At 69.0% G+C, this 4,904-nt stretch carries 4 protein-coding genes; 2 read left to right on the top strand and 2 right to left on the bottom strand.

What is annotated here, in order from left to right; genetic code table 11:
- The first annotated feature begins 90 nt into the window (after positions 1–90).
- Both leuC and leuD read left to right on the top strand, forming a co-directional pair.
- Positions 91–1,509 carry a 3-isopropylmalate dehydratase large subunit gene (gene leuC, locus HUU96_RS11280; protein WP_174292893.1) on the top strand — a complete coding sequence of 473 codons (1,419 nt, stop codon included), beginning with the start codon at positions 91–93 and terminating at the stop codon, positions 1,507–1,509.
- Complete coding sequence (gene leuD, locus HUU96_RS11275) at positions 1,506–2,153, top strand: 3-isopropylmalate dehydratase small subunit (RefSeq protein WP_174292892.1); 648 nt, start codon at positions 1,506–1,508, stop codon at positions 2,151–2,153. Before leuC ends, leuD begins: the two co-directional genes overlap by 4 nt.
- Here the strand turns inward: leuD and HUU96_RS11270 are convergent.
- Both HUU96_RS11270 and HUU96_RS11265 read right to left on the bottom strand, forming a co-directional pair.
- Positions 2,150–3,256, bottom strand: coding sequence for a CaiB/BaiF CoA transferase family protein (locus HUU96_RS11270; RefSeq protein WP_217430319.1), 1,107 nt, complete (start codon positions 3,254–3,256; stop codon positions 2,150–2,152). The two genes, leuD and HUU96_RS11270, sit on opposite strands and share 4 nt — an antisense overlap.
- A 2-nt stretch (positions 3,257–3,258) precedes the next feature.
- Positions 3,259–4,904: 3-hydroxyacyl-CoA dehydrogenase NAD-binding domain-containing protein (locus tag HUU96_RS11265; protein WP_174292890.1), on the bottom strand; the 1,646-nt coding region annotated here is incomplete at its 5' end.

Here is a 4,904-nt window from a genome sequence, read left to right as displayed (position 1 = left end):
GGCCGCCGCCGCGCTGCCCGGCGCGCCGGTTGGCGGTCGCGTGCGCACCGCACTTGCGGGCGCGGGCTGCGTCGCGTTGGGCCGCGCGGCATGAATGAACCGCGAACGCTGTACGAGAAGGTGTGGGATTCGCATCAGGTCGTCGATCTCGGCAACGGCGAGTGCCTGCTGCATGTCGACCGGCACCTGCTGTACGAAGTGACCAGCCCGCAGGCGTTCGACGGCCTGCGCGAGGCCGGCCGCCGCGTGCGCCGGCCCGAACTGACCCTTGCAGTCGCCGATCACAACGTCCCGACCCAGGATCGTGCGGGCGGGCTGTCCGCGATCGCGGATCCGGAGAGCAGGCTGCAGGTCGCGACGCTCGAGCGCAACTGCGCCGAGTTCGACATTCCGTATGTGCCACTGACCAGCCCGCGCCAGGGCATCGTCCATATCATCGGGCCCGAACTCGGCCTGACGCTGCCGGGCACGGTGATCGTCTGCGGCGACAGCCACACGTCCACGCACGGCGCGTTCGGCGCGCTGGCATTCGGCATCGGCACGTCCGAGGCGGAGCATGTGCTCGCGACGCAGACTTTGGTGCAGAAACGCTCGCGCACGATGCTGGTGCGGGTTGACGGGGCGCTCGGTGTCGGAGTGACCGCCAAGGATATCGTGCTGCACGTGATCGGCGCGATCGGCACCGGCGGCGCGACGGGCCACGTCATCGAATATGCCGGGGACGCGATCCGCGCGCTCGACATGGCGGGGCGGATGACGATCTGCAACATGGCGATCGAGGCGGGCGCGCGCGCGGGGATGATCGCGCCGGACGAAACGACGTTCGCTTGGCTGGCGGGCCTGCCGTTCGCGCCGAAGGGCACAGAGTGGGACGAAGCGGTCGCCCAGTGGCGCACGCTACCAAGCGACCTGGACGCCGCCTATGATCGCGTCGTGGAGATCGACGCCGCGTCGATCGAGCCGATGGTGACTTGGGGCACCAGCCCCGAAGCGGTGACGACGATCGGCGGCCACGCTCCCGATCCCGCGCGGGAAGCCGATCCGCGGCAGCGCGCACAGGTCGAGCGCATGCTCGCCTATATGGATATCGCGCCCGGCGCGGCGCTGGCCGGATTGCCGATCGACATCGTCTTCATCGGATCGTGCACCAACGCGCGGATCGAGGATCTGCGCGCCGCCGCCGCAGTCGCGCGGGACCGGCAGGTCGCGCCGGGCGTGCGCGCGCTGGTCGTGCCCGGATCGGGACAGGTCAAGGCGCAGGGCGAGGCGGAGGGACTCGATAGTGTGTTCCGCTCGGCAGGTTTCGAATGGCGCGACGCGGGCTGCTCGATGTGCCTGGGCCTCAACCCAGACCGGCTGCAGCCGGGGCAGCGCTGTGCATCGACTTCCAACCGGAACTTCGAGGGACGGCAGGGCCCCGGGGGGCGTACCCACCTGATGTCCCCGGCAATGGCGGCGGCGGCGGCGGTGACCGGTCGGCTGACCGACGTACGGGCCTTGGCACGATGACACCGTTCACGCGCCTGACCGGGATCGCCGCGCCGCTGCCGGTCGCGAATGTCGATACCGACATGCTGTTGCCCGCACGTTTCCTCAAGACGGTTTCCCGCAAGGGATTGGGCGCAGCATTGTTCCGCGCGCAACGCTTCGACGCGAACGACGTCGAGCGACCTGATTTTCCGCTCAACCGCCGGCCATGGCGACATGCGGAAATCCTCGTCGCGCTGGACAATTTCGGATGTGGATCGAGCCGTGAGCACGCTCCCTGGGCGCTCAGGGATTTCGGCATCCGCTGCATCATCGCGCCGAGCTTCGCCGACATCTTCTACGGCAACTGCTTCAAGAACGGGATGCTGCCGGTCGTTCTGGGTGCAGCGCAGGTCGAAGTGCTGATGGCCGATGCCGAGCAGCCGGAAACGGCGATAATGACGGTCGATCTGGAACAAAGGACGATCACGCGGACACAGGGCGAAACGATCGGCTTTTCGATCGATCCGCAGCGGCGGCAGCGGCTGCTCGACGGTGTTGACGACATTGCTCAATCGCTTGCGTTCGAGGAAAAGATCGCCGCGCACGAACGCGGCTGGCGCATCGCCGCGCCCTGGATACGCGGTCTCGCGGCCGATTTCGCGAAAACCGAAACCTCGGGTTAGCCGGTTTTCAACCAGGCTTCGGCGATCGCGCGGAGCTCTGCCGGCCGCGCCGCTATGGGCTTCGGCGATGGCGTTGCGGAAAAGCGCGGCGCCGGCGCGGGCTGGACGATGCCCTCCATCTCGAAAAAGGTTTCCCGTGCGACGAGATGCGGATGGCTGGGGGCGTCGCCCAGCGGCAGGACCGGCGCGAAGCAGGCATCCGTCCCTTCGAGCAGCGCGCACCATTGCGCGCGCGTGCGTGTCGCGAACAATTCGGCGAAACGCGCTCGCAAAGATGGCCATCGCGTTTCGTCGTCGCGCAGGTCGAATACCGGATCGTCGGCGCCGGCCAGGACGCGGAAGCGGGCGTAGAAGTGCGGTTCCAGCGCGCCGAACGCGATCGGCAAGCCGTCCGCGCAGGCATAAGTCCGGTAAAAAGGCGCGGCGCCGTCGAGGAAGTTGCGCTCGCGTCCGTCCCGCCAGCGGCCGTGCGCCTTGAGTTCCGCAAACACCGCCATCAGCGACGCCGCACCATCGACGATGGCGCAATCGACCACTTGCCCGCGCGCTCCGCCGCGCACCGCGAGCAGCGCCGCGAGGATGCCCATGACCAGATACAGCGATCCGCCGGCATAATCGCCGACGAGGTTGAGCGGCGGCACCGGTGCGTCGGCCGGCCCGATCGCGTCGAGCGCCCCCGTGATCGCGATGTAGTTGATGTCGTGCCCCGCCGCCTGCGCCAGCGGCCCGGTCTGCCCCCAGCCGGTCATGCGCGCATAGACCAGATTCGGGTTGCGGGCGAGCAGCACATCCGGACCGAGACCGAGCCGCTCCATCACCCCCGGCCGGTAGCCCTCGACGATCGCATCCGCCCCGGCGCACAGCCCTTCGACCAGTTCACGGTCCGTCGCCGTTTTCAGATCGGCGGCAACACTCGTCTTGCCGCGCGAAAGGACCTCGAACGCGCCGGTTTCTCCCGGTCGCTCGATCCGGACGACCGTCGCGCCCAAGTCGGCGAGCAGCATCGCGGCGAACGGCGCGGGGCCGATGCCGGCAAACTCGACGATCCGCAATCCGGCCAGTGGACCCGATCCCGTCTCCGTCTCTGTCTCTGTCTCCGACATCATCAGGCGGCTGCCCGATGCGGCGCCGCCGCCGGATAGAAGGTTTCGCCCGACTCGGCCATGCGGCGCAGCGTCTCCGGCGGCACGAAGCGGTCGCCCCAGCGCGCAGCGAGCGCGTCGCATTCGGCGACAAAGTGCGCGATGCCGACCTGTTCGATGTAGGAGACCGGCCCGCCGGTCCAGCGCGGAAAGTTCCAGCCGAGGATCGCGCCGACATCGGCATGGCGCGGATCGTCGAGCACGCCCTCCGCCAGGCACCGCGCCGCCTCGACCGCCTGGCGGTGCAGGAAACGCCGCTGCAGTTCGTCGCTCAGTCCGGGATCGACCCCCGGCTTTGTCAGCGGCCAGGCGGCGGCGAGTTCGTCCCACACCCGCTTCGTCCCATCGGCGTAATCGTAAAAGCCCTTGCCGTTCTTGCGCCCCAACCTCCCCGCCGCGATCAGCCGGTCGATCACGTCGTCCGACCTGCGCCGGTCCGCCCGCGCGCCGAGCAGCAGCCGGCGTTGCCCGGCAATGCGGTCGATCAGATCGATCGCAACGTCGTCGGTCAACTCCAGCGGCCCGCGCGGCATGCCGGTCGCGCGTCCGATCAGGTCGATCGTCTCGGGCGCGAAACCATCGACGAGCATCTCCATACCCTCACGGATATAGGTGTCGAAGACGCGCGAGGTGTAGAAGAACGGCGAGTCGTTCGCGACGATCGCGGTCTTGCCCATCTGCCGCACCAGGTCGATCGCGTGCGCCAGCGCCTCGTCCCCGGTCGCCTTGCCGCGTACCACCTCAACCAGTTCCATCCGGTCGACGGGCGAATGGAAGTGCATGCCGAGGAAGGTCTCCGGTCGTGGATGCGCCTGCGCCAGCCGACCGATCGGGAGAGTCGAGGTGTTCGAGGCGAACAGGATGTCGGGGCCGGCCTGCGCCAGTGCCCTGCCGGTCGCTTCGGCCTTGACCGCGACATCCTCGAACACCGTCTCGATCAGGACCTGGACGCCCGCGACCGCGCCATAGTCCTGCGTCGGCACGATACGCGAAAGGATCGCGTTGGCGGCGGCGCGGGTGACGGTTCCTTTGGCGACCTGCCGGTCGAGCACGCCGCGTGCGTAATTCTTGCCCTTCTCCGCGGCGGCGAGACTTACATCGACGAGCACCGTGTCGATCTCCGCTTTGGCGAGCCCATAGGCGATGCCGGCCCCCATCATCCCGGCGCCCAGCACGCCGACCCGCCACACGGTGCGCCGCGTTCCGATCTCGGGGCGCGCCGCACCCTTGCGCAGCGCCGGATACGAGCCGAACAGCGTGCGGATCATCGCCTTGGCCTGCGGACTTTGCAGCGTGTCGATGAAATAGCGCGTCTCGATCTCGATCGCGGCATCCATCGGCACCGTCACGCCCTCGCGGACGGCGCGCACGATGTTGCGCTGTGCGGGGTAATGCTCGCCCCACGTCGCCGCCACCTTCGCAACCGCCGCCTCGATCTCGGCACCGTCCACACCGCCCGGCAGGACGAAGTCGGGGCGGTCCCACGGGGCGACCGGATCGCCCCGCTCCAGCACCCATGTCCGTGCCGCCGCCAGTTCGCCGCCGCGCGGGGCCAGCGCGTCGATCAACCCGAGCGCGAGCGCGTCGGCAGGCGCGACCGGCTTGCCGC

The organism is Sphingomonas bacterium (assembly GCF_903644135.1).
Taxonomy (GTDB): domain Bacteria; phylum Pseudomonadota; class Alphaproteobacteria; order Sphingomonadales; family Sphingomonadaceae; genus Sphingomonas.
Note: the sequence above shows the minus strand (reverse complement) of the source record. Positions and strands in the feature narration are given on the sequence as shown.